The sequence below is a fragment of the uncultured Sphingomonas sp. genome (assembly GCF_913777625.1).
In the GTDB taxonomy this organism is placed as follows: domain Bacteria; phylum Pseudomonadota; class Alphaproteobacteria; order Sphingomonadales; family Sphingomonadaceae; genus Sphingomonas.
Window position 1 is genome coordinate 121,091 of record NZ_CAJYTI010000008.1, and the last position, 21,679, is coordinate 142,769.

The following is a 21,679-nucleotide window of genomic DNA, read 5'->3' on the forward strand; positions in this document are numbered from 1 at the left end:
TCCCTATACCCGCCGATGCCGCCCGCCTATCCTGAACCGATGGATATGTGGTTCGATCGCGTGACGCCCGACGGGTCGGAGACCCGGCTCCAACGCGAACTCGTGGCGGAAGTGCCGGTCGCGATCGAAATCAACGGCCTGGGCTATGCCGTCATGATGGCGACGCCGACCGATCTGGCGGATTTCGCGGTAGGTTTCGTCGCCGCCGAGCGCCTGGGGACGGTGGCGGAGGTCGAGACGCACGCGGCCGGGCGCGGGGTGATCCTGCGGGTGACGCTCACCGATCCCGCCGCCGTGATCGAGCGGGTGCGCCACCGTACCACTGATTCGAGTTGCGGGCTGTGCGGTATCGACAATCTCGAGGCGGCGCTCCGTCCGCTGCCACCGGTCCAGGGGAAGAGTGCCGCGGGGCCGGACGCGCTCTTCCGCGCAGCTGCCGCGCTCCGCGATCACCAGCCGCTCACCCGGGTCACGGGCGCGGCGCACGCAGCCGCATTGTGCTCCGCAGAGGGGGCGATCCGGCTGGTCCGCGAGGACGTCGGTCGGCACAATGCGTTCGACAAGCTGATCGGTGCGATGACCCGCCAGGGGCTGGAATGGGACGGCGGCTTCGCGCTGATCAGCGCACGCTGCTCGTTCGAGCTGGTGGAGAAGGCCGTCCTGGCCGGGTGCCCGCTGCTCGCCGCGATATCGGCGCCGACCGCGCTGGCGGCGGAGCGTGCGAAGGACGCCGGGCTCGCACTCGTTGCGTTGGTTCGCCCGGATGCGCTGTTACGGCTGGTAGCATGAAGCCGCTGGGCGCGATCCTCGCCGGGGGGGCTGCACGACGCTTCGGATCCGACAAGGCGCTGGCGGAATGGCAGGGGCAGCGGCTGATCGATCATGTCCGCGCCGCGCTCGCGCCGTATTGCGACGCGGTGCTGGTCTGCGGCAGGGATGGCGCAGACGCCGTGCCGGATCGGCCCGCGGCAAGGCGGGGACCGCTCGGGGGCCTCAACGCGGCGCTCCATGCCGCCGCTGCCCGTGGCTATGACCGTGTATTGGTCGCGCCCTGTGACACCCCGGCGCTGCCTGGGGATTTGATTGCCGTGCTCGCCGCGAGCGATCCGTCGTGCTTCGTCGGCCAGCTGCCGGTGCTCGGGCTGTGGGCATCAACGCTCGCGCCGCTGTGCGACTCCTATCTCGCGGGAGATCATCGCGCGTCGATGCGTGCCTGGGCCGCCCATGCCGGCGCACGAGCAATCGATTGGCCGGCACCCATCGCCAACATCAACTCCCGCGACGATCTTGCGGGCCTTACCGGGTTTTTTCCTTAGTTCCGCTTCTCATTCGCATGCGCTACGGCGTACCGGAATTTCTGCCGGCGAAAGCTGGCGGCAAGGGGGACAGATGGAGAGCCTGTTTGCAGCCTTCTGGAGCGGCAATTATTCGCCGCACGGCTATTGCCTCCTATGGCAGCCGCAGTTGCTGTGGACGCACATCCTTGCCGACACGCTGATAGCGCTGTCCTACTTCTCGATCCCGCTGGCGCTGGTGGCGCTGGTGCGCAGCCGCAAGGATCTTGGCTTCGGCTGGATGTTCTGGTGCTTCGCCGTCTTCATCCTCGCCTGCGGGATGACCCATGTGATGGGGATCGTCACGCTGTTCCTGCCCGCATATGGTCTGGAGGCGGTGGCCAAGCTGGTGACGGCGGCGGCCTCGCTCGCAACCGCCGCCTTGCTTTGGCTGCGCTTGCCGGCGCTGGTGCGGCTCCCCTCCGCGGAAAAGCTCAAGGAAGCCAATGGCGAACTGGCAGCGATGGTTGCCCAGCGCGATGCGGCGCTCGACGAGCTCAACGCCGAGATCGCCCAGCGCGAGAAGGTGGAAGCAGCGCTGCTGCAGGCGCAGAAATTGGAGGCCGTTGGCCAGCTCACCGGCGGTATCGCACATGATTTCAACAACCTGCTGCAGGCGATCGCCGGCAATCTGGAACTGATCGCCCGCAAGCCCGACGATGCCGACCGGGTAATTCGCTGGACCTCGAGCGCGCTCGACGCGGTGGAGCGCGGGCGGCAGCTCACCGGCCAGCTGCTCGCCTTTTCCAGCAAGCAGCGGCTCGATGTGAAATCGGTGCGGCTGGCCGAACTGATCGGCGGCATGGCCGGCTTGGTCGAGCGCGCGGTAGCCCCGCTGAGCCGCGTACGGATCGAGCGGATCGACCCGGTGTGGAATGTCCAGACCGATGCGCTGCAACTCGAGCTCGCCATCCTGAACCTCGCCTTCAACGCGCGGGACGCCATGCCCGAAGGCGGGGTGCTGACGATCACCGCGGAGTTGCGGACCGGCAAGGTGGCGCCCGATCTGCCGCCGGGCGAATATGTGACGCTCACCGTCGCCGATACCGGCACCGGCATGCCGGCGGAAGTGATGGCGCGCGCCGTGGAGCCGTTCTTTTCCACCAAGGGAGTGGGGAAGGGCACCGGCATGGGGCTTTCGATGGCCTTCGGGGTGATGCGCCAATCGGGCGGCACGCTGTTGATCGACAGTGAGGTAGGGCGCGGCACCGCGATCACGCTGGTGCTGCCGCTCGCGACGATCCAACCCCGGCGCGATGTGCAAAACGACGCCGCCCGCGATGAGCGGATCAGCTTGGACAATGTCCGCATCGCCCTGGTCGACGACGACCGGCAGGTCCGTGCGTCGCTTGCCGAGATGCTGCGCAGCGCAGGGGCCGTGGTCGATGAGGCGGCCGATGGTGCAGCGGGCGTGGCGCTGGTGGAGAGCAAGCGCTTCGATGCACTGGTGGTCGATTTCGCCATGCCCGAACTCAGCGGCAGCGAGGTGGCCGAGCAGGTGGCGGTACTCGATTCCGGCCTGCCGGTGATTTTGATCACCGGCTTCGCGGATTCCGCCAAGCTGGACTCGATGGCTGCACCCAATGTCACCGTGCTGCGCAAACCGTTCGAATCGCACGAACTTCTGCGAAAGCTGCGCGACACGGCGCGGCGCTGAGCGCGTTCAGGGGAGGGCGGCGCGTAGTTCCTCGACCCAGGCGGTCGCCACGCTGTCCGATGGCGCGCGCCAGTCGCCGCGCGGGCTGAGTGCCGCTGCCGCCGACACTTTCGGACCGTTGGGAAGCGCCGAGCGCTTGAACTGGCTGGTCTGGAAGAAGCGGAACAGGAAGGCTTCCAACCATTTGGCGACCGTCGCCAAGTCGTACTGGTTGCGACCGGCCTGCGGGAAGCCGATCGGCCAGAGCCCCGCCTCGGCATTCTTCCAGGCGTGCCAGGCGAGGAACGCCACCTTCGAAGGCTTGAGCCCGAAGCGGGCGACATGGTGCAGGAAAAAGTCGTGCAGTTCGTAGGGCCCGATACGCTCCTGCGTGCTCTGCATCTTGCCGTCGGGGCCTGCAGGCACCAGCTCGGGCGAGATTTCGGTGTCGAGGATCGAGAGCAGCACCGTTGCGGCTTCGCCGTCGAACTGGCCGCTCGCGACGCTCCAGCGGATGAGGTACTGGATCAGCGTCTTGGGCACGCCGGCATTGACGCCGTAATGGCTCATCTGGTCGCCCACGCCATAGGTGCACCAGCCCAGCGCCAATTCGGACAGGTCGCCGGTGCCGAGCACGAAGCCGTGATTCTGGTTGGCGAGGCGGAACAGATAATCGGTACGCAGGCCCGCCTGCACATTCTCGAACGTGATGTCGTAGACCGGCTCGCCGCCGGCGAACGGATGGCCGATATCGGTCAGCATCTGGCGGGCGGTGGGCCGGATGTCGATTTCCGCGGCGGTGATGCCGATCGCGCGCATCAGCGCCCAGGCGTTCGACTTGGTGCCTTCGCTCGTCGCGAAGCCGGGCATGGTATAGCCGAGAATGTCGGTGCGCGGCCGGCCGAGGCGATCCATCGCCTTGGCCGCAACGATCAGCGCATGGGTCGAATCGAGCCCGCCGGAAATGCCGATGACCAGCGACTTGCTGCGGGTCGCAGCGAGACGCTGGCGCAGGCCCTCCACCTGGATGTTGAATGCTTCGTAGCAATCCTCCTCGAGCGCCGCGGGCGTGTTCGGCACGAAGGGGAAGCGGCGGACCGGGCGGATCAGCCCGCGATCGGTCAGATCCGGCTGGTGCTGAAAGGCAATCCGGCGGAAGCGCATCTCGGGGTGGCCTGCGTTGCGGGCATTGTCGTTGAAGGTACCGTCGCGCAGCCGCTCCTGGCGCAGTCGCTCCAGATCGAGATCGGCATAGGTGATCGCATCCGCCAGCTCGAAGCGCTGCGACCCGGCCAGCTTCTCGCCGAATTCGTAGATCAGCCCCTGGCCGTCCCACGCCAGGTCGGTCGTGCTCTCGCCCGGTCCCGAGGCGGAATAGAGATAGGCCGAAATCGTCCGCGAGCTCTGCGACGCGCAGAGCAGTTCGCGCTCGCGGCCCTTGCCGATCACGATGTTGGAGGCGGAGAGGTTGCATAGCACCAGTGCACCCGCCATCGCGCCTTCGGTGGAGGGGGGCTGGGGCGCCCAATAGTCCTCGCAGATCTCGATATGGAAGACGAAGTCGAGCAGGTCCTCGGCTGCGAACAGCAGGTCGGCACCGAACGGGACGGTCTCGCCGGCGACGGCGATCGCCAGATCGCGCAGGCCTGCGCCCGAAGCGAACCAGCGCTTCTCGTAATATTCCCGGTAGTTGGGCAGATAGGTCTTCGGTACGACGCCGAGGATCCGGCCCCGGGCGATCGCGACGGCGCAATTGTACAGCCGCCCGTTGCGTGGGAGGGCCGCGCCGACCAGCAGCACCGGTTTCAGGGTGCGGCTTGCCGCGACGACCGCAGCGAGGCCCGCCTCTGTCGCAGCGAGGATGGCATCCTGCAGGTGCAGATCGTCGATCGCGTAGCTGGTGATGTTGAGTTCGGGAAAAACGAGGATGTCCGCGCCGGCTTCATGCCCCTGCCGGGCCAGCGCAACGGTAGCGCGCGCGTTGGCGGCAGGATCGGCGACGGTGCCGACGGGGGTGCAGACGCCCGCCCGGATCATCCCGTGGCGGTGGAGCGCGAAGAACGGATGCGGTTCGGCCATGGCGCTGTCCTATGCCGGGGACCATGGCCTGCCAACCCCGCGGGCGCGGGTTTGCTCCGTACGCGACATGGCCCCACCGTTTCGGTGGTGGGGCTTGAAGCTGGACGTTACGCCTTGGCCGCGTAGATCATGCGGCCGGGGCCGAGCCGCTCGAACACCTTGGCCAGCTGGCGTTCGCCGACCGCGAAGCAGCCCTGGCTGCGGCCGAGCTTGCCGTGCTTGGCGATCATGTCGGGGTTCGCATACCAGGCGGAGTGGATCACGATCGCGCGGGCGAGTGCATTGTTGTTCGTCGGGTCCAGTCCGATCAGCCGCTGGGAATCGCCGTGCTTGCCGACATAATAATCCGCGGTCAGGAACGCGCCTTCGCAGGTCGCTTCCGAATTGATCGCGTTGGAAAAACGCTGGAGCACGCCGGTGTGCCCCGGATCGGAACCGATACCGTGCGCGACGAGCAGCGGCTCTACCTCGCCGGTGCCCATGTTCACCAGGAAGAAGCGCGCCTCGGCAGAGGATTTGGAGAAATCGGCAATCGCGATTCGGTCGTGCGTATCCACGCGCATCGAATGACGGTCGAGCGCCGCGGTCGCGCGCTTGAACAGCTCGGGGCGAATGCCGGCAGGCATGATCCGCGCCTGTGCGGCGACCTTGGGTGCTTCTCCCAGCGTCGCGGCATGTGCCGGCTGGATGCGCGGCGGAACCGGCGCGGGTGCCGCAGACGCCATCGTCGTGCCGATCGTCCGTGAGGCGCAGGCCGAAACCGCCGCGCCGCTCGCCATCACCAGCGCCGATTTGAGCAGCGCCCGACGCGATTGAATCATAGCCTCAGACTTCATGATATTGTTCTGCGCCCGCAAATTTCTGTCATGCCCGAGCAACCCTATAGCAGAAGCAGCGTTAACGATGCGCTTGCCATCACCGGTGACGGCTGCGTTTCGGCGCGCGCGCTGCCCGGTTCACCGATCCGTCATGCCGTTTCGAGACAGATCGGTTGTTCCGGCCTTTCCCCTATTGTGCCGTTGCAGGCGAATCGCGCGGCGCCGCGGTCTCGCGTCTTCTGTGCTCTGGCGTAGAAAAAATGCCTGTCGCGCCGCGCCTGCGAAGCGCTAGAGGCGGCACATGACCATGTCCTATGAACAGGCTGTCGCGGCGCTGATCGAGGTGGGCCGGCGCCTTGACGCGCGCGGCTGGGCACCGGCGACCTCGGGCAATTATTCGGCGCGGCTCGACGATGGCAGCATCGCGCTGACCGTCTCCGGCCGGCACAAGGGCCGCCTGACCGCGGACGGCATCATGCGCGTCGATCTCGACGGGCGACCAATTACCGCCGGCAAGCCTTCGGCGGAAACCGATCTGCACCTGGCGATCTACCGGCTGTTCCCGGATGCCGGGGCGGTGCTCCACGGCCATTCCCCCAATGCGGTGGGCCTGAGCCGCGCGACCGCCGCGGATGGCTGGACGCTGGCCGGCCACGAGATGCTCAAGGCATATCCGGGCCACACCACCCACGAAGCCGAGGTGCGGCTGCCGATCGTCGACAACAGCCAGGACATGGACGTGATCCAGGCCGCGATTGCGCCGGCGCTGCTGGCCCCGGGCGCCATTCCGGCGTATCTTATTCGCAGCCATGGGCTCTATGCCTGGGGCAAGGACGTGGACGAGGCCGAGCGCGTGCTCGAGGCGACCGAATGGATGATCGCCGCCGAACTCGCCGAGGCCAGCTTCAGACAGGCAGGGGCACGATGAGCCAGCTTCGAATCTTCGCGGAAACCGGGAACGCTTCGCTGCTCGACACCCGCGATCCGGTGACGATCGCCGAGGAACTGGCAATTCACGGCGTGCGCTTCGAGCGCTGGCCGTCGCGCCCGATCGCAGCCGATGCTGACCAAGACGCAGTGCTGGCCGCCTTCGCGCCCGAGGTTGCGCGACTGAAGGCGGAGCAGGGCTATCGATCGGTCGACGTGATCCGGATGGTGCCGGATCACCCCGAAAAGGACGTACTTCGCACCAAGTTCCTGTCCGAGCACTGCCATGCCGAGGACGAAGTGCGCTTCTTCGTCGAGGGGGAGGGGCTGTTCACACTCCATCTCAACAACCGCGTCTATGCCGTTCTATGCGAGGAGGGGGATCTGATCTCCGTGCCCGCCGGCACGCCGCATTGGTTCGACATGGGGCCAGCCCCGCGCTTCACCGCGATCCGCCTGTTCACCAATCCCGACGGCTGGATCGCGCAGTTCACCGGCGACGCGATCGCCGACCGTTTTCCGCGTCACGAGCCCGTCGCCGCCTGAGCGCGACGCATCGAGAGACACCATGACCCAGCCCAAGGCCGTCCTGCTCGACATCGAGGGGACCACCAGCAGCATCGCCTTTGTCGCGGAGGTGCTGTTTCCCTATGCTGCCAAGCATTTGGCAGCCTATGTTGCCAACCATTCCGAGGAGGTCGCGCCGATCCTCGCTGAGGTGCCGGGCGACGACAAGGTCGCGACGCTGCTCGAGTGGATCGCGGAGGATCGCAAGGCAACGCCGCTCAAGACGCTGCAGGGGCTGGTCTGGGCGCAGGGCTATGCCGATGGCACGCTGAAGGGGCATGTCTATCCCGATACCCCCGAGGCGCTGCATCGCTGGTACACGGCTGGGGTCTCGATCTACATCTACTCCTCGGGCTCGATCGCGGCGCAGAAGCTGATCTTCGGCCACTCGGTTGCGGGCGATCTGACGCCGATGCTTTCCGGCTATTTCGACACCACCACCGGGCCGAAGCGCGAGGTTGAGAGTTACACGAAGATTGCGGCTGCAATTGCATGTGAAACAAAGGAAATCCTGTTCGTGTCAGATATGCAGCCCGAGGTGGATGCCGCGCGCGCGGCGGGGCTGGGCGCCTTGTTGATCGATCGTACCGGCGGCCCTGCCGACCTCCACTCGCTCGCGGAGATTCGCCTGTGATCCTCGAAGGCCAGCACAACCGCTCGATCGCTCGGACGACGGACGGGCAGGGGATCCGCATCCTCGACCAGCGCCAGCTCCCCTGGGAGATCCGCTGGGTCGAACTGCGCGACCTGGATGCCGCGGCGGTCGCGATCCGCGAGATGTGGACGCGCGGGGCGCCGATGATCGGTGCCACCGCCGCCTATGGGTTCGCGATGGGTCTCGCGGTCGACGCCAGCGATGCGGGGCTCGCGGCGGCTTATGCAACGCTGGTCGAGACCCGGCCGACCGCGATCAACCTGCGCTGGGCGCTCGATCAGGTCCGTGCGGCGGTCGAGCCGCTGCCGGCGGCCGAGCGCGCCGCTGCCGCCTTCGCCCGGGCCGACGCGATCTGCGACGAGGATGCCGAGCTGTGCCGCGCGATCGGCGAGCATGGTCTGGCCCTGTTGCGCGATCTGCACGCGAAGAACCCGGGGCGCCCGCTCAACATCCTGACCCATTGCAATGCCGGCTGGCTCGCGACGGTGGATTACGGCACGGCCACGGCGCCGATCTATCTCGCGCATGACGCTGGCATCCCGGTGCATGTCTGGGTCGACGAGACCCGCCCGCGCAACCAGGGCGCGCTACTCACCGCGTTCGAGCTGCGCAACCACGGCGTGCCGCACACGGTGATCGCCGACAATGCCGGCGGCCTGCTGATGATGCAGGGGCAGGTCGACGCGGTGATCGTCGGTACCGATCGGGTGACTGCCAATGGCGACGTCTGCAACAAGATCGGCACCTATCTGAAGGCGCTGGCGGCGCACGACAATGGCGTGCCCTTTTATGTGGCGCTGCCTTACACGACCTTCGATCCCGCGACTGTCAGCGGTGCCGACATCCCGATCGAGGGGCGGTCCGCCGAAGAAGTGACGCGGCTGTCCGGCCCCGACGCAGCGGGCCGGATCACCACGATCCGCGTGACGGACTCGCCGGCAGTGAACCCCGCTTTCGACGTCACCCCGGCGCGGCTGGTGACTGGCTATATCACCGAGCGCGGGGTGCTCGACCGGATCTGAGCGTCAGCCGAGCGCTGCGCGCCAGGCGGTGACCCGCGCTATCGCCGCGTCCAGCACGTCGTCTTCCTTGACGAAGCAGAAGCGGACGACGTTGGTCACCGGGTCCTCGGCGTAGAAGGCGGAGACCGGGATCGTCGCGACCTTGGCTTCGTCGACCAGGCGTTCGCTGAAGGTTACGTCGTCCAGCGCGATGCCCGAGGCGGTGAGGTCGACCGACAGGAAATAGGTGGCGGCGCTCGACAATACGGCGAAGCCCGCGTCGCGCAGCCCTGCCGCCAGCCGGTCGCGGCCGGCCTGGAAGCGATCGCGCGCGGCATGGATCCAGCCGTCCTGGGTCGCCAGCCCCTCGGCCACTGCCCATTGCAGGTTGGGCGGCGTCGTGAAGGTGAGGAACTGGTGCGCCTTGGCCAGCACACGGGCGAGGGGCGGAGCCGCGCACATCCAGCCGACCTTGAAGCCAGTCAGCGCGAAGATCTTGCCGGCACTGCCGATCTTCACGGTTCGCTCGCGCATGCCGGGAAAGCCGAGCAGGGGCAGGTGGCGCGCGCCGTCGAAGGTCACCTGCTCCCAAACCTCGTCGCAGATCGCGGTCAGGTCATGCGCAACGCAAAATTCGGCGAGCATCGCCAGATCCTCGGCGCTGGTCATCGTTGCGGCGGGATTCAGCGGATTGTTGAGCAGGATCAGCCGGGTTCGGGGCGTCACCGCTGCTTCCAGGGCAGCGCGCTCGATCCGCCATTCAGGGGGACGAAGACGGACGAAGCGGGGAATGCCGCCGGCCCGGCGGATCAGCGGTACGTACGCGTCGTAGAGCGGCTGAAAGCACAGCACTTCGTCGCCGGGCTCGATCAGGGCGAGCAGCGCGGCGGCCAGCGCCTCGGTCGCGCCCGAGGTGACGATCACTTCCTCGGCCGCGAGGTTCAGCGCCTGGTGCCGGGCATAATGGTCCGCGATCGCCTGGCGCAGCTCCGGCAGGCCCGCCATGGGTGGGTATTGGTTCGACTGCTCGAGCACGGCGCGGGCCGCCGCTTCCAGCACCGTTTCCGGGCCGCGGCCATCGGCAAAGCCCTGGCCCAGGTTGATCGCGCCTTGGGCTCGCGCCCGTGCGGACATGGCCTCGAAGATGGTGGTGCCCATCGAAGAATAGATCGGGTTCATCGCTGCCTGCTATTGCGGAGAGTGGTTGCTCCTTGCAAGCGGGTGCCGGTTCGCCGCATGACGATAGCGGTCCCTGGCCGCGTAATCGAAGGAATCTCATGAGCAAGAAACCGCCCGTGCCCGCCGACTCCCAGTCTCCCTATCCGACCGCCGAGCCGCCGCATGACGGTGCCGGCGAGGGTGAGGCCATCGCCATCGCGAAGGAACAGGCCGCTGCCGCCAAGCGGCGTGGTCCTAGCAACCGCCAGATCGGCATGGGTGCAGCCATCGGCATCGGATCCGCCGCGATCGTGGCCGGGCTGCTGTACTGGAAGGGCGGTCGCAAGGATCGCAAGTAAGCGTCTGGCGTACGCAGCGCTTCTACGGGTGGATCGGAGGAGACGCCGTCGATCCGCCCCCTGTTCGAACACCAATGCGCCGCCTGCGATGAAATCGTGCGGGAGCGGCTGCTTATATCGCAGGATGAATTGGGTAGGGATGTTTGCCATCGGCGCCCGCTCATTGAGCTGGTGTCGCCACCCACGTCCTGACGGAAACCCCGACACACCGGCTGCGTAAGGATTTCTCCCGATAGCCGCTTTCTGCACATGGTGACGGGTCGGTAAGGGATTGTTCCTATAATGCTCTCAACCACAGACCGGAATCGGGATTGGGAGCGCGCATGTTGGTTCGGTTTCTAGCGAGTGCGGGCGTCTGCACGGAGGCGAAGCTCGTCTCCGGTTGGAGCCGTACGCACCGTCGAAACCAGGCATGATCCGGCCGCTGCCAACCCACCGGGCAATCGATTCGGCGCGCGCGGACGCCGTGATCGGGGCCTGACCATCGGGACGCGCCAGAAGGTATCGGAAAGACCAGAAATGATTGCATCGATGAAAATTCCGAGGAAGCTCGCACTATCGTTCCTGCTGATCTGTGCATCGGCAGCGACGGTGATGATCGTGTTCTTCATGAACATTTCGATGATCCGCTCGGTCACCGATCAGAACAATCTCAGCCAGCAGATCCACGCGAAGACGCTGACTCTGGAAACGGCCCTGCTGCGCCAGAACAGCCAGCTGCGCGGTTTCCTGGTGACGGCCGACCCGACCTATCTGAAGTCGTACGACGAAGGTCGCGCCGAATATGACGATACCTCGGCCGAACTCGAGAAGCTGCTGACCGATCCGGCGCTGCTCGAGGCGCTGCGCAAGTCGCGCGCCGAGACGCTGTCCTGGCGCGAAAAATGGGGCGACCGCCTCATCTCGGAGGTGAAGGCCGGGAAGCGCGATTCGGCGCAGGCGGAGGTTCGCAGCGCTGGCAAAGCCGTGCTGGTCTCGGCCGCGGTGCTGCCGCTGCGCGCGATCAAGGACGCCCAGGCCGATGCCATCGAAAAGAACGGCGCGCGGCAGGAAAGTGCCATTGCGAGCGCCACCCAGGTGCTGATCATCGGCGCGATCGCGCTGATCGGCATCGCCATTGGTCTGGCGGTCACGCTCAGCCGCATCATCGCACGACCGATCAGCCAGCTCACCCGCACGATGGCCGACCTGGCTGCCGGCCGCAACAATATCGACGTGCCCGCAACCGCCCGCGGCGACGAGCTGGGCGACATGGCGCGCGCCGTGCTGGTGTTCCGCGATGCAGCCGTCGCCAAGGCCGCGTCGGACGCGGCCAACGCGGAGGCCGAAGCGGTGCAGAAGATGGTCGTCGAAACCGTTTCCACGCATCTCGCCGAACTGGCGCAGGGCAATCTCACCGCACAGATCACCACCAATTTCCCCGGCGAATACAGTGTGGTGAAGACCAACTTCAACAACGCGCTGTCCAGCCTGCGCGAGCTGATTGCCTCGGTGATCGAGGCAACCGCGTCGATCCGCACCGGATCGAACGAAATCGCCCAGGCCAGCGAGGATCTCGCCCGCCGCACCGAAGCGAATGCCGCCAGCCTGGAAGAGACCGCTGCGGCCGTCACCCAGATGGACCAGCGCCTCAAGGCCACCGCCGCTGCCGCAGGCCGCACGGTGGAGCGCGCCGACGGCACCATGGCGACGGTCGACAACGGTCGCTCCACTGCCGACGAAGCGGTGCAGGCGATGGGCCGCGTTGCCGATAGCGCCAAGGGCATCGACAGCGTCATCGAAGGTCTCGACAAGATCGCTTTCCAGACGCGCGTCCTCGCGATGAACGCCGCAGTCGAAGCCGGCCGCGCCGGTGAAGCGGGCCGTGGCTTCGCGGTGGTCGCCGATCTCGTCTCGGCCCTCGCGATGCGCGCCGAGGAAGAGGCCGGTCGTGCCCGCGACCAGCTCACCGCGACGCAGAGCGACATCGTCACCGCCGTGCAGGCCGTGCAGCGTGTTGACGGGGCGCTTGCCGATATTTCGAGCGGCGTCGGTGAAGTGCACCAGTTGCTCGGCAACATGGCGTCTGACAACCATGCGCAGTCGAGCTCGGTGACCGAGATCAGCGCAGCGCTGGGCGCGATGGACCAGTCGACGCAGCAGAACGCGGCCATGGTGGAAGAGACCTCGGCGGCCGCTCGCAACCTGGCGAGCGAAGTCACCGTCCTTTCCGAGCAGGCGAGCCGGTTCAATGTCGGCAACGGCATGGCCGCGCCGGCGGCCCGGGTGGCGCCCGCGCGGTTCAGCGGTGGCAATGTGAAGCCGCTCCCGGCCGCGGCCGTCTCGGCCCTGGTCCGCAACAGCAGCGCGGACGACGATTGGCAGAGCTTCTGATCCCTGCAAGACGACACCGGGCGTGGCCGTTCGATCCAATTGCGAATCGAACGGTCCCCGGCAAGAAGACCCGAAACATCGGCCTCTGCCCGGGATTGGTATAATGACAATGGTATCGGCCCGGACGGGATTGGCGGAACTTGCCCGGATGGCCCGGGTGTCGGGCGAGCTTGGATCGCCCTTTGTCGGCGAAGTGCTTGCCGCCGGGCTTCGGCAACTGGGGCGGGGGCCGCACAGCGAGGCGGTGATCACCCATTGGGAAGGCGATCCGGCCTCGGCGGCGCTGGCGATGCGGTTCAATGCGGCGCTGCATTTCCTCGCGCGGCGCGGCAATCCTCCAGCGCTGGCAGCGCTGTATCGGCGCGAGCATGACGATTTCGACGGGGCAATCGGCGCGGCCTTGGCGGCCGAGGACGATCTGATCGCCGGCTTTCTGCGGCGCACACCGCAGACCAACGAGGTCGGCCGCTCGGGAGCGCTGGTCGCGGCGCTGATGCAGGTGCGTAGCCGGTTCGGACTGCCGTTCGAGTTGCTCGAGATCGGATCGAGCTGCGGCCTCAATCTCAATCTCGGCCGCTATGGCTTCGATCTGGGCGGGGTGTTCGCGGGCGATCGCGCTTCGCCGGTGCAGGTCGCACCCGAATGGCATGGGCCGGCACCCCAACCGGCCCCGCTTGAAGTGGTGTCGGCCAAGGGCGTCGACCTTCATCCGCTGAACGCCGGTGATCCGGCGACCTGCGAACGGCTGATGGCCTATATCTTCGCCGATCAGCCGCTGCGCCTGCACCGGCTGGAGCAGGCCCTGGCCATGGCACGCCGCCATCCGCCGCAGCTAGAGCAGGGGGACGCCTCGGAATGGCTGGCCCGCCAGTTGGCCGTGCCGCAGGCCGAAGGCACGTGCCGCGTCGTCATGCACTCGATGGTGCTCCAGTATCTGCCACCGCGCGACCGTGCTGCGGTGGTGGCAATGATCCGGGATGCGGGCCAGTACGCCACGCCCGAGCGTCCGCTCGCCTGGGTGGGCTTCGAATGGACCGAAACGCGTAGCGAGGTTCGGCTGTCGCTCAGTTGGTTCCCGGGCGGGGAGGAGCGCCGCGTACTCGCGGTCTGCCATCCCTATGGCAATGCCGTCGACTGGCGCGGCTAGACCTGAACGGCGTGTTCGGCGCGGCCGGCATCGCCGAACACCCGCAGATAGCGTTCGATCTCGGCCGGTTCGCCGGTCGCCTTGGCGGGATTGTCCGACAGCTTCACCGCGGGCCGGCCGTTCGCCGCCACCACCTTGCAGACCAGAGAGATCGGCTCCAGCCCGGCCTCGCCATCCGGATCGCAGCCGCGGAAATCATTGGTGAGGTTGGTTCCCCAGCCGAAGCTCATCCGCACGCGGCCGTTGAAGTGGCGATAGGTCGCCTCGATCGATTCGACGTCCATGCCGTCGGAGAAGATCAGCAGCTTCTCGCGCGGGTCGCGGCCATGCGCCTGCCACCAGCGCAGGATCTGCTCGCCGCCGGGAATGGGCGGTGCACTGTCCGGGCGGAAGCCCGTCCAGTCCGCCACCCAGTCGGGCGCGCGGGCGAGGAACGAGGTGGTGCCGAACGCATCGGGCAGCGCGATCAGCAGGTTCCCGCCATAATGGGCGCGCCACTGCTCGAGCACGCGATAGGGCGCGTCGGCAAGGCTGGCGTCATCGGGCGATAGCGCGGCTTCGACCATCGGGAGTTCGTGCGCGTTGGTGCCGATCGCTTCCAGGTCCGCATCCATCGCCAGCAGCACGTTGGAAGTGCCGATGAAGCGGTGGCCGAGCCCTTCCTTCAGCGCCTCGACGCACCAGCGCTGCCAGAGAAAGCCATGGCGGCGGCGGGTGCCAAAGTCCGACAGCACCAGATCGGGGAGCGCGCGCAGCCGCTCGACCTTGTCCCAAAGCTTGGCCTTGGCGCGGGCATAGAGCACGTCGAGCGCGAACCGGTCGCGCCCGCGCATCGCCGCGCGCGAGCGGAGCTCGTTGACAATGGTCAGCGCCGGGATCTCCCACATGCTCGTGTGGGTCCAGGGGCCGTGGAAATGCAGCGCGAACTGGCCGTCGCGCCGCTCCAGTTCGTAGGCCGGCAGCTGAAAATCCGCGAGCCAGGCAATGAAGTCCGGCGCGAACATCTGGGTCTTGCCGTAGAAGCTGTTGCCGGCGAGCCAGATCAGCTCCTTCTTGGTGAAGCGCAGCGAGCGTGCGTGATCGAGCTGCGCGCGCAGCTCCGCCTCGTCGATCACCTCGGCGAGGCGCACCGTTCGGGTGCGGTTGATTAACGAGAAAGTGACCTGCGTGTCCGGGTTCCGCCGCCGGATCATCTGCAGCATCAGCAGCTTGTAGAAATCGGTATCGAGCAGGCTGCGGACGATCGGGTCGAGCCGGAAATTATGGTTGTAGGTCCGGCTCGCAATATCGGTGAAGGTCATGGGAAACGTTCTTATTCCCAGCCGCCGCCGAGCGCGAGGAAGATCGCGATCTGGTCGTCGGGCAGTTTCGCCTGCGCCGTCGCATAGCTCGCCTCGGCCTGGGCGAGGCTGCTCTGCGCCTGCAACAGCGAGAGGAAGTCGCTGCGGCCGAAGCGAAACAGGCGGCCGGCCTGATCGGCGGCGGTGGCGGCGCTATCGCGGGCGCGGCGGAGGGCATCGGCCTGGTCGCGGTCCCGTGCATAGGTTTCCAGCGCCGTTTCGGTATCGCGCAGCGCACTGAGCACGGCGGAGTCGAACCGGGCGAGATCAGCATCGACCTGCGCGCCTGCCGCATCGATGCGGGCGCGCACGGCCGGGCGGTTGGGGAAGCTCCAGCTGATCAGCGGCCCCAGGCTGAAGCCAAAGGACGAAGGGCTGCCGAGATTGTCGAGCGGTCCGGTGAGCCCGGCCGAACCGCCAAGGCTGATCTGCGGATAGAGATCGGCGGTAGCGACGCCGATCCGCGCGGTATCGCCGGCGATGGTGCGCTCGGCCTGGCGGATGTCCGGCCGACGGCGAAGCAACGCGGCCCCGTCACCCACCGGCATCGGGCGGGGCAGGGCAGGCAGTGCCGCGCAGCTTTCGATCTCGCGCGGATAGTCGGCGGCGGGGCGGCCGAGCAGCGCGGCCAGCGTGTAGAGCCCGGCACGGCGCTGGGCGGCGAAGATCGGCAGATTGGCTTCGCTGGTCTGTACCGCCGCCTGGGCGCGGGTGACGTCGAAGGCGGTGCCGCGGCCGGCACGCTGGAGCCGCTGGGTGGCGGCAAAGGTCTGGCGCTGCAGGCTGACGATGCGCTGGGTGGTCGCCAGCCGGAAATTGGCCGCGCAGATATCCGCATAGGCACGTGCGGTCGCGGCGGCGACGCTCACCCGCACGGCATCGCGCGCGGCGGCGACGGCGTCGCGGTCGGCAAGGCTCGCCTCGATCGCGCGCGCGATCTTGCCGCGCACGTCGAGCGGATAGCCGACCGAGATGCCGAGATTGTAGCCGAGCGTTCCCGGCAACGTCGTGCCCGTGTTGGAGGGCCGGGCCAGTGTGCCGCCGCCGGACAGGTCGGTGGTCAGCTGGCGGCTCGCCTCGGTCTGGCGAACCACTGCTTCGGCGCGGCGGAGATTGGCATCGGCGGCGCGCAGATCGGCGTTGGCGGCGAGCGCCTGCTCGACCAGCGTGTCCAGCCGCGGGTCGGCATAGAGCCGCCACCAATGGTCCGGCAGGGGTTCGTCGGTGAATGCCTTGTCCTGCGCCGAGAGAAAGGCGCCCGTGGCTGCGGGTGCGCTGGCCGGGCCGGAGACGGGGGGATGATAGTCGGGCCCGGCGCGGGTGCAGCCGGCGACCAGCGCCAGCGCGGCGAGGAGCGGGAGGCGGCGCATCACTGCTTTGCCCGTGCGGAGGGCGTCGGGGTCGGCGAGCCCGTGGGGCGTGCAGGCGCAGGTTGTGCGGGCGCCTCCGGCTGGATCGTCACCGTCGCCGTGCGGCCGGCGATCAGGCGGAGATCGGCCGGGACTTGGGTGAGCTTCACCCGCACCGGGATGCGCTGGGCCAGCCGCACCCAGGTAAAGGTCGGGTCCACGTTCGGCAGCAGATTGCCCGCGTTGCTGCGGGTGGTGTCGTTGATACCTGCCGCGATGCTCTCGACCACGCCGTGGAGCAGCCGCGGCTCGCCCATCAGCTCCACCGTCACCGGGGCGCCGATGCGGATGCTGGGCAGCTTGGTTTCTTCGAAATAGCCCTCGACGCGAATGCTGTCGGCATCGACCAGCGCCATCGCCTGGGTGCCCGCCGCGACATAGTCGCCCGGATGCAGGTCGAGATTGGTCACCGTGCCGTTGACCGACGCCTTCACCTGCGTGCGCGACACGTTCAGCTCGGCGCTCTGCACCGAGGTAAGTGCCTGGGCGAGAGCTGCCTGGGCGGTGGCGACGCGGGCGACATTCTGCTCGTGCGTTTCCGCCGCGACGAGGTTGCCGAGCGCCAGATCGCGCCGTGCCTCGCGCTGGGCCTGGTTGAGCGTCGCCTTGGCGCTTGCCACGCTCGCCCGCGCCTGGGCGAGCGCGAGGGAATAGCGCGGCTGGTCGATCACGAAGAGCAGGTCGCCCGCCTTGACCTGCTGGTTGTCGTGCACTGCCACCGCGGTCACCAGCCCGCCGATATCGGGGGTCACCCGCACGACATCGGCGCGCACGCGGCCGTCGCGGGTCCAGGGGCTCTGCGCATAATGCTGCCACAACCACAATGCGACGAGAGCGGCGACGACCACGATGACGATCGTTGCGGCGCTGCGGCCAAGGGCGGGAAGGTAGCGTTTCATGGCTGGAATCCGATCGAAGGCGTGGCCCAGGCAAGCAGGCCGAGCAGAAGGACGAACAGGCACAGATCGACGAGCGCGCGATACGCGACGAAGCGGTACAGGCCGAAGGCGTTGAACAGACGGGCGAGCAGCATCGTCAGCAGCATCGCGACGACGCCGAGGACGAGCAGCGTGGGGACGAATACGCCGTCGATCGAGACTTCGCCGGTCACAGCGCGGCCTCCGGCAGCGGATCGGCATCGGGGAAGAGGTTGCGGCGCAGGCTCAGCAGCCCCAGCGCGCCGGCGCGGCGCACGCCGGGCTCGGGATCCGCGGCGATGGTATGGAGCGCCGTATCGATATGGGCGAGCAGGGCGGGGTCCTCGGGCTTTTCCACCTCGGGTTCGAGGCGGCGGTAATAGTCGCCGACGTCGCGCAGCACGTCGGTGAGCGGCGCGGCGCGCTCGGGCGGCAGTTCGAGACGCAGCGCGCGGAGTTCGCCGATCGCAACCCCGGTGCGCAGGTCGCGCAGGGCGTCATATAGCGGCTTGCCGGGCGAGCGTCCGCTCAGCGCGAGGCGGGGGGCGAGCAGCGCGATGCGGTCCAGCATGCGGTTGATCCATCCGCGCACGTCGGGCGGGGTCATCAGGTTGCTGCGCTCGGCGATGTCTGCCCAGCCGGCCTTCAGCGTCCGGCGGATCGCCTGGTCGATGCCGGCGGATTGCAGCAGCCGCGCCATCAGGATGGCGAAGGCGACGCCCATCAGCTGGGCGATCGCACCGTTGACGAAGCTGGCGAATGCGCTCGTATATTTGCTGGCGATCAGCAGCGGGCTGCCGAGCCCGAGCAGCGTCGGCAGCGCAATGCCCGACCATTTGGGCGAATGCATCATCGCGCCGAGGATCAGCAGCGGCGGCGCCATCGCCGCCGCGAGCTGCACGAAGCCGTCGAGCCGGGGCATGATCGCATAGCCATAGATCGCCCCCAGGATCGTTGCGACCAGCGTGCCCCAGAAGAAGGTACGCAGCGGCAGCAGCGGATCGGGCGCGGCGGCGAACAGCGCGAGGAAGACGCCGGCGAGCATTACCGCGGTCGAGCCGTCCGACCAGCCGCTGGCGATCCAGATTGCCGAGCCGATGGCGAGGGTGAGGAAGGCGCCGATCGCGCCGCGCGCCGCGCCGATCCAGTCGACATGCAGCTCGCGGCCGCGCCGGCCTTCGAGCAGTTCGGCGACGCGCGGCGACACCGGGCGACGATCGAGCGTCGCGAGCTGTTCGGCCAGTTCGCGACAGTCGCGGTGCGCGGCGATCAGCGCGGCGAGGCGCGAGAGCAGGCTGAGCAGCAGCAAGTCGTGCCACGAACTGCCCTTGTGGACCTCCGGCTCCAGCGCGGTGCAGCGGGCTTCCAGCGCTGCGGCATCGGCGGCGCGTGCGTCGCGGTCGCGGTCGAGCGTCTTGAGCCAGGCCTGGGTGTCGACGAGCAGCGTCGCCGCCGCGGGCGGCAACCCGCCATGGGCCTGCAGCCGGACAGTCCGGTCGTCGACGGCGGCGCCGAGCGGCATCAGCAGCGAGAGCTGGTCCTGCAGCGCACGAACAGTGCGGACGCGCGGCGCGGTGCGGGCGGTCTCATAGGGCAGGTGGATCGAGAGCTGGTGGAGTTCGGTGATGTCGGCGGCGAGGCGGCGGCGCTCCGCATCCACACCCGGCACCGGCTCCAGCGCCAGCGAATCGTGCGACCAGCGCTCGGCATCCTGGAGGATGGTCGAAACGCGGCTAAGCAGGAAAGCGGCGACCGATCGGGGCAAGACCACGCCGTGCACCAGGCTGCCGCACAGGATGCCGAGGGTGATTTCCTGCACGCGCAGGCTCGCCACGGTGAAGATGCTGCCCGGCGTGTCCACGCTCGGCAGCACGATCAGCACGGCGCTGTAGCCGGCGAGCACGAACATGTAAGAGCGCGGCGTGCGGTCGAGCAGCGACACGAATACGCAGAGCGCCAGCCAGCCCGAAATGGCGAGGACGAGCAGCTCGGGTGCGTTGACCAGCGGCGGAACCATCAGCACCGCGGCGCCGGCGCCGACCACCGTCCCGATCACGCGGAACAGCGCCTTCGACAGCACCGCACCGGCGAGCGGCTGGGCGACGATATAGGCGGTGAGGAAGGCCCAATAGGGCCGGTCCAGCCCGATCGACAGCGCCAGATAGATGGCGAGCATGGCCGCCGCGAAAGACTTGAGCGAGAAGACGGCGGCATCGATGCCCCAGCGATCGGTCATGGCTGGGCCCGCCGATCGGCCAGTCTCGCCGCCAGGGTATCGAGCACGCGCAAGGTGGTCTCCAGTTCCCCGTCGCTCACCCCATCGAGCAACTCGCTGCGCAACGCAGCGAGGCGCCGGTCGATCCGTGACGCGTGCGAAACGCCCTCTGCGGTCAGGCGGAGCAGGTTCGCACGGCGATCCCGCGCGTCCGGAACCCGCACGACGAGGCCCGCATCCTCCAGCGCGTGCAGCGTGCGGACCAGCGAGGCTTCGGTCACGCCCACGGCGCGGGCGAGATCCGCTTGGCGGGCGCTGTCACCCAGCCGCTGAAGATAGACGAGCGCCCAGCCCGTCGAACTGGAAATGTCGAGCGAGGCCAGGGTCGCGTCGGCCAGCCGCTGCCACGCGCGCGCAACAGGGCTCATGCGCGTCGCGAGCGCGCGCTCCAGGGAATGCCGATCGGCCATAGGAGGCGTTAGTTAGTACGCTAACTAACTGGGTCAACCCCTGCCACGGTATGCAGGTACAAATCCCTAGGGGTGGGCTGTCGCCCAGTCCTCGGCGGCCTGGAGCACCCGAAGGGCATTGCCGCCCCAGATCTTGCCGATGTCCGCATCGGAATAGCCCTCCTTGCGCAGCCGGGCCGTGATCTTGGGGAGCGCGGTGATGTCCTCCATGCCGCGCACGCCGCCGCCGCCGTCCCAGTCCGCGCCGATGCCGACATGATCGACGCCCATCACCTGGAGGGCGTGGAGCAGGCTGCGCATGAACAGCTCGAAATCGGCGCCGCCGGTCGGTTGCGGCAGCGCCGCCTTCTCGGCGACCAGGGCGCGCTGCTCGGCAGGGGACAGCGTCCACCAGCGGCGCTGGCGCTCGCCCAGTTTCTCCTGCGCGGGATCGCGGACCGACTTCACCAGATACATGCTGTTGATTTGCAGCACCCCGCCAGCGGCAGCGAGTTTGCGCATGCGATCGTCGTCCAGATTGCGCGGATGATCGAAGATCGCCTTCGGCCCCGAGTGCGACGCGAGGATCGGCGTGTTGGAGAGGGCGAGTGCCTGATCGAACACGTCGTCCGAGGCATGGCTGACGTCGATCACCATCCCCAGCCGGTTCATCTCCGCCACCCACTGCTTCCCCAGCGGGCTGAAGCCGTGCCACTTCGGCGTATCGGTCGCGCTGTCGGCGAACTGGTTGTTGCGGAAATGGACGGGCCCCGCCAGGCGCACGCCCAGATCGTGGAAATGGCGGAGCAGGCTGAGGTCTTCGCCCAGCGGATAGCTGTTCTCGATGCTCTGGAAGACAATGCGTTTGCCGCTCGCGGCGATGCGGCGCGCGTCGGCGGGCGTGGTCGCCATCTCCAGCTTGTCCGGATGCGCGGCGACGACGCGCTGGATCCAGGTCGCGCGGGTGAGCGCGGCGTTGCGGGCGGCGGCATAGCCCTCCGGGGTCAGCGGCCCCTGCGGCGTGTAGATGACGAAGAACCCGCCATCGAGCCCGCCCTGCTCCATCCGGGGAATGTCGATCTGGCTGCCGTCGAAGTCGCGATCGTGCCAGCGCGCGAAATCCCAGCCGGGATGTTCGAAGAATTCGGGCGTGTCGAGATGGGTGTCGAGCGCCAGCAGTTGTTCGTGGAGCAGCCGGTCGGGCAGCGGCACGGTGTCGTCCGGCGCCAGGCCGAGCAGCAGGGGAAGGGCGAGGATGAGGTGCATGGCGGCGCTCCCTGGGCTTGTGCTTTGGC

At 67.9% G+C, this 21,679-nt stretch carries 20 protein-coding genes; 10 read left to right on the top strand and 10 right to left on the bottom strand.

The features are described from left to right. Positions 1 to 39 precede the first annotated feature (39 nt). The 3 genes from fdhD (at position 40) to QZ814_RS04390 (ending at position 2,991) form a co-directional block, all read left to right on the top strand. Positions 40 to 789, top strand: coding sequence for a formate dehydrogenase accessory sulfurtransferase FdhD (gene fdhD / locus QZ814_RS04380; protein WP_294329868.1), 750 nt, complete (start codon positions 40 to 42; stop codon positions 787 to 789). Beyond that, complete coding sequence (locus tag QZ814_RS04385) at positions 786 to 1,316, top strand: molybdenum cofactor guanylyltransferase (protein WP_294329869.1); 531 nt, start codon at positions 786 to 788, stop codon at positions 1,314 to 1,316. Before fdhD ends, QZ814_RS04385 begins: the two co-directional genes overlap by 4 nt. A gap of 73 nt (positions 1,317 to 1,389) precedes the next feature. Further along, positions 1,390 to 2,991 carry a response regulator gene (locus QZ814_RS04390; protein WP_294329870.1) on the top strand — a complete coding sequence of 534 codons (1,602 nt, stop codon included), beginning with the start codon at positions 1,390 to 1,392 and terminating at the stop codon, positions 2,989 to 2,991. 6 nt (positions 2,992 to 2,997) lie between these two features. On the opposite strand, the gene QZ814_RS04395 is transcribed toward QZ814_RS04390, so the two are convergent. Beyond that, positions 2,998 to 5,049, bottom strand: coding sequence for an NAD(+) synthase (locus tag QZ814_RS04395; protein ID WP_294329871.1), 2,052 nt, complete (start codon positions 5,047 to 5,049; stop codon positions 2,998 to 3,000). Between the two features lie 107 nt (positions 5,050 to 5,156). Then, the gene (locus QZ814_RS04400) at positions 5,157 to 5,870 is read right to left on the bottom strand and encodes a murein L,D-transpeptidase catalytic domain family protein (protein ID WP_294329872.1); all 714 of its coding nucleotides are present in this window, start codon (positions 5,868 to 5,870) and stop codon (positions 5,157 to 5,159) included. Between the two features lie 298 nt (positions 5,871 to 6,168). Here QZ814_RS04400 and QZ814_RS04405 point away from each other — a divergent pair, with 298 nt between their 5' ends. Genes QZ814_RS04405 through mtnA form a run of 4 tightly spaced genes read left to right on the top strand, consistent with a single transcriptional unit; the run spans position 6,169 to position 9,038 of the window. After that, positions 6,169 to 6,795: a methylthioribulose 1-phosphate dehydratase gene (locus QZ814_RS04405; protein ID WP_294329873.1), complete on the top strand. Its 627-nt coding sequence runs from the start codon at positions 6,169 to 6,171 to the stop codon at positions 6,793 to 6,795. Beyond that, entirely contained in the window at positions 6,792 to 7,340 is a 549-nt protein-coding gene (locus QZ814_RS04410) for a cupin domain-containing protein (RefSeq protein ID WP_294329874.1), read from the top strand. Before QZ814_RS04405 ends, QZ814_RS04410 begins: the two co-directional genes overlap by 4 nt. Before the next feature lie 22 nt (positions 7,341 to 7,362). Beyond that, the gene (gene mtnC / locus QZ814_RS04415) at positions 7,363 to 7,995 is read left to right on the top strand and encodes an acireductone synthase (protein ID WP_294329875.1); all 633 of its coding nucleotides are present in this window, start codon (positions 7,363 to 7,365) and stop codon (positions 7,993 to 7,995) included. After that, complete coding sequence (gene mtnA / locus QZ814_RS04420) at positions 7,992 to 9,038, top strand: S-methyl-5-thioribose-1-phosphate isomerase (RefSeq protein ID WP_294329876.1); 1,047 nt, start codon at positions 7,992 to 7,994, stop codon at positions 9,036 to 9,038. The genes mtnC and mtnA overlap by 4 nt, the downstream gene beginning before the upstream one ends. 3 nt (positions 9,039 to 9,041) lie before the next feature. Here mtnA and QZ814_RS04425 read toward each other — a convergent pair whose 3' ends face one another. Then, positions 9,042 to 10,196, bottom strand: a complete 1,155-nt coding sequence (locus tag QZ814_RS04425) for an aminotransferase (RefSeq protein ID WP_294329877.1) — start codon at positions 10,194 to 10,196, stop codon at positions 9,042 to 9,044. 98 nt (positions 10,197 to 10,294) lie between these two features. Here QZ814_RS04425 and QZ814_RS04430 point away from each other — a divergent pair, with 98 nt between their 5' ends. The 3 genes from QZ814_RS04430 to QZ814_RS04440 all read left to right on the top strand — a co-directional run bounded on the left by QZ814_RS04430 (position 10,295) and on the right by QZ814_RS04440 (position 14,054). Further along, on the top strand, positions 10,295 to 10,534 hold the full coding sequence (locus QZ814_RS04430) for a hypothetical protein (protein ID WP_294329878.1): 240 nt from the start codon (positions 10,295 to 10,297) through the stop codon (positions 10,532 to 10,534). Between the two features lie 519 nt (positions 10,535 to 11,053). Beyond that, positions 11,054 to 12,907, top strand: a complete 1,854-nt coding sequence (locus QZ814_RS04435) for a methyl-accepting chemotaxis protein (RefSeq protein WP_294329879.1) — start codon at positions 11,054 to 11,056, stop codon at positions 12,905 to 12,907. Positions 12,908 to 13,010: 103 nt separating this feature from the next. Continuing rightward, a complete protein-coding gene (locus tag QZ814_RS04440; protein WP_294329880.1) occupies positions 13,011 to 14,054 on the top strand; it encodes a DUF2332 family protein in 1,044 nt (347 codons plus the stop codon). Here QZ814_RS04440 and pncB read toward each other — a convergent pair. The 7 genes from pncB to QZ814_RS04475 form a co-directional block, all read right to left on the bottom strand. Continuing rightward, positions 14,051 to 15,355, bottom strand: coding sequence for a nicotinate phosphoribosyltransferase (pncB, locus tag QZ814_RS04445; RefSeq protein ID WP_294329881.1), 1,305 nt, complete (start codon positions 15,353 to 15,355; stop codon positions 14,051 to 14,053). The two genes, QZ814_RS04440 and pncB, sit on opposite strands and share 4 nt — an antisense overlap. Before the next feature lie 11 nt (positions 15,356 to 15,366). Beyond that, the gene (locus QZ814_RS04450) at positions 15,367 to 16,764 is read right to left on the bottom strand and encodes an efflux transporter outer membrane subunit (protein ID WP_294329882.1); all 1,398 of its coding nucleotides are present in this window, start codon (positions 16,762 to 16,764) and stop codon (positions 15,367 to 15,369) included. Then, complete coding sequence (locus QZ814_RS04455) at positions 16,764 to 17,702, bottom strand: efflux RND transporter periplasmic adaptor subunit (RefSeq protein WP_294329883.1); 939 nt, start codon at positions 17,700 to 17,702, stop codon at positions 16,764 to 16,766. The genes QZ814_RS04450 and QZ814_RS04455 overlap by 1 nt, the downstream gene beginning before the upstream one ends. Next, on the bottom strand, positions 17,699 to 17,914 hold the full coding sequence (locus QZ814_RS04460) for a DUF1656 domain-containing protein (protein ID WP_294329884.1): 216 nt from the start codon (positions 17,912 to 17,914) through the stop codon (positions 17,699 to 17,701). The genes QZ814_RS04455 and QZ814_RS04460 overlap by 4 nt, the downstream gene beginning before the upstream one ends. After that, positions 17,911 to 19,956: an FUSC family protein gene (locus QZ814_RS04465; protein WP_294329885.1), complete on the bottom strand. Its 2,046-nt coding sequence runs from the start codon at positions 19,954 to 19,956 to the stop codon at positions 17,911 to 17,913. Before QZ814_RS04465 ends, QZ814_RS04460 begins: the two co-directional genes overlap by 4 nt. After that, complete coding sequence (locus QZ814_RS04470) at positions 19,953 to 20,363, bottom strand: MarR family transcriptional regulator (protein WP_294329886.1); 411 nt, start codon at positions 20,361 to 20,363, stop codon at positions 19,953 to 19,955. The genes QZ814_RS04465 and QZ814_RS04470 overlap by 4 nt, the downstream gene beginning before the upstream one ends. A 108-nt stretch (positions 20,364 to 20,471) precedes the next feature. Next, positions 20,472 to 21,650, bottom strand: a complete 1,179-nt coding sequence (locus tag QZ814_RS04475; RefSeq protein ID WP_294329887.1) for a dipeptidase — start codon at positions 21,648 to 21,650, stop codon at positions 20,472 to 20,474. Between the last annotated feature and the right edge of the window lie 29 nt (positions 21,651 to 21,679).